Annotated in this window: 1 protein-coding gene and 3 rRNA genes; 3 read left to right on the top strand and 1 reads right to left on the bottom strand. The window is 55.5% G+C overall.

The window, feature by feature from the left end:
- Positions 1–408 (top strand): 23S ribosomal RNA (locus BTIS_RS11470); the annotation flags it as partial.
- Between the two features lie 168 nt (positions 409–576).
- Positions 577–694: ribosomal RNA gene (rrf, locus tag BTIS_RS11465) — 5S ribosomal RNA — on the top strand.
- A 1,181-nt stretch (positions 695–1,875) separates the two neighbouring features.
- Here rrf and BTIS_RS11895 read toward each other — a convergent pair.
- The gene (locus BTIS_RS11895; RefSeq protein ID WP_158216889.1) at positions 1,876–2,160 is read right to left on the bottom strand and encodes a hypothetical protein; all 285 of its coding nucleotides are present in this window, start codon (positions 2,158–2,160) and stop codon (positions 1,876–1,878) included.
- A gap of 24 nt (positions 2,161–2,184) precedes the next feature.
- Between BTIS_RS11895 and BTIS_RS11460 the strand changes: the two genes are divergently transcribed.
- Positions 2,185–2,459 (top strand): 16S ribosomal RNA (locus BTIS_RS11460); the annotation flags it as partial.

The following is a 2,459-nucleotide window of genomic DNA, read 5'->3' as shown; positions in this document are numbered from 1 at the left end:
CCTCGATGTCGGCTCGTCGCATCCTGGGGCTGGAGCAGGTCCCAAGGGTTCGGCTGTTCGCCGATTAAAGCGGCACGCGAGCTGGGTTCAGAACGTCGTGAGACAGTTTGGTCTCTATCCTCTGCGCTCGTTGGAATGTTGAGGAGTCCTGCCCATAGTACGAGAGGACCTGGGTGGACGAACCTCTGGTATGCCAGTTATCCTGCCAAGGGTACGGCTGGTTGGCTACGTTCGGATGGGATAACCGCTGAAAGCATCTAAGCGGGAAGCCTTCTCCAAGATAAGCATTCCCTCACGCCCCTCGGGGCGTGGATAGTCCCCATGGAGAACACGTGGTTGATAGGCCGGATGTGGAAGCCCTGTGAGGGGTGGAGCTGACCGGTACTAACGGACGAGTACGACACTTAATCCTTCGGGATGGATCCAGTCGATCATCCCGGACAGCACGGAGCACATTCGTTCACTGCGATCGACCAGACGAGATCACGTTCATCGCGTCCGCTAGCCGGTTCCCAAACCGCCACCACGGGATCGTCTCCCCCCTTGGGGGTGGATGGTCCTGGTTCTTATAGTTCTTGCGGTGGTCATGGCCCAGGGGAGACGCCCGGCATCCATTCCGAACCCGGAAGCTAAGACCTGGCACGGCGATGGTACTGCACCCGGCAGGGTGTGGGAGAGTAGCACACCACCGCACACACACTTATATGAGGGGAACCCGAACGGGTTCCCCTCTTTTTATTCCCACCCCGCCACACAACACGCAGGACACGTAGAAACGTGGGGCAGCTGAGATGCCGTCGGTGTAGTAGCCGTTGTATGCCCAGGCCGCAGGTCCTGGGCTTTTTTGTATCGTCAATGCCGTCCAGCCGAGTCACACTGCGAAAGTGTAATTGTTCTCGACATAATGCGCCTTATCGGCGCTATCGACATGGCGCGAGGGACACCGATGTCGAGACGAATGCGATTGCTGTCTTATTCCTCTATGCCATTTCCTGAGTCAGGTGTAATGCAGTTGTGATATGCCGTACGGTTTATTACTCATCGCTCCGACATCGGTGTCTGGACGTTCGCGAAGCTTACTGTCGATGGATTCGTCTCTCCACTGCGGCCAGTGAGAAGATCAACACGGCGGCTGAGCTAAGAATGCCGTTCTATTGCTGGAGCTGGTGCACATTCACATTACGAGGAAATCTGTGCCATGCGCCCCACGTATCCTTGCGCCCAGTCTGGTTCCTATCAGCGGTCTGGGAACGCCTTCGTTCTCGCTACAACACCCCGGGCATCAACGAAGGGATAGTAATGTCATGTCGAAACCGGAGATCCGGTCCCGGCCATCATCAGGCTTACCAAACATGGGCAATGGGTGTGGCCCCTGCACAGTGCTGTCAGAGATCAGTGCTGTCTGAGATCTATGTCGCCTGAGATGTCTGCACGGTGTCGTCGATACTGTGCATGGCACGGTGCTATTGCATAGTGACGTTGATATCGCACGTGCGCTGCGCCGGTCCGCACACGCACTGCCGTCTCATACGTGCAGTGTCAATCGTGCAGTGTCAATCGCGCAGTGCCGACCGCATAGTCGCATAGTCCCGACCCCAATGCCGACTGAAGATGATCCTCATCGTGTTGATGGCGGTTGTTGACAGGTTTGACTGCCGCGGAGTGGCTTTTGGCCCGATGATGAAGATGAACTCTAACTGACACGCCAGCCAAAAATGAGATTTCACTTTTTTGTGGTGATAGGACTGCTTTAGACTTGAGTTAGAGGCGTGAGAACACGGTTTGCGACACGCCGGGGGAATGCCGTCGTTTCAACGATTTGGGGTGTGTTTTTGCATGCCGATTTGCGTGGTTGTGTGTTGTCGTGTAAGTTATTCACTCGTTGCCCGGCACGACGGCGCTCCTTGGTTTTGGGGTGTGTTTGTTGGTGTGGTGGTGGTTTGAGAACTCAAGAGCGTGTTTTGTACTACTAAGTTTTGATTGCCAGTCCGGCTGCTGCTCCTGTCGTTGTGTGGTGGGAGTGCCCGAGGGGGTTTGATTGTGGCCGGGTTTTTGGAAGGATTGTGCGAGCATGCGGCTGGTTGGCTGTCGCGGGGTTTCCCGTGGTGGTTGCTGGTTGTGTGTTTTGTCTGTCTTTTTCTTTTCTTTTTTTCGAGTCATTGTTTTGGCTCTTCATGAAGGTTTTTTGTGGAGGGTTTGATTCTGGCTCAGGACGAACGCTGGCGGCGTGCTTAACACATGCAAGTCGAACGGGATCCATCAAGCTTGCTTGGTGGTGAGAGTGGCGAACGGGTGAGTAATGCGTGACCAACCTGCCCTGTACTCTGGAATAGCTCCTGGAAACGGGTGGTAATGCCGGATGCTCCACATGGGTGCATGCCTGTGTGGGAAAGGGTTTACCGGTATGGGATGGGGTCGCGTCCTATCAGCTTGACGGCGGGGTAATGGCCCACCGTGGC

The organism is Bifidobacterium tissieri (assembly GCF_002259645.1).
GTDB classification, from domain to species: domain Bacteria; phylum Actinomycetota; class Actinomycetes; order Actinomycetales; family Bifidobacteriaceae; genus Galliscardovia; species Galliscardovia tissieri.
The sequence above is the reverse complement of the archived record's forward strand: the minus strand, read 5'-3'. Positions and strand labels throughout refer to the sequence as shown.

Coding starts and splice junctions, on each gene's coding strand:
- BTIS_RS11895 (WP_158216889.1), bottom strand. CDS start 2,160: ATGACTCGAAAAAAAGAAAAGAAAAAGACAGACAAAACACACAACCAG.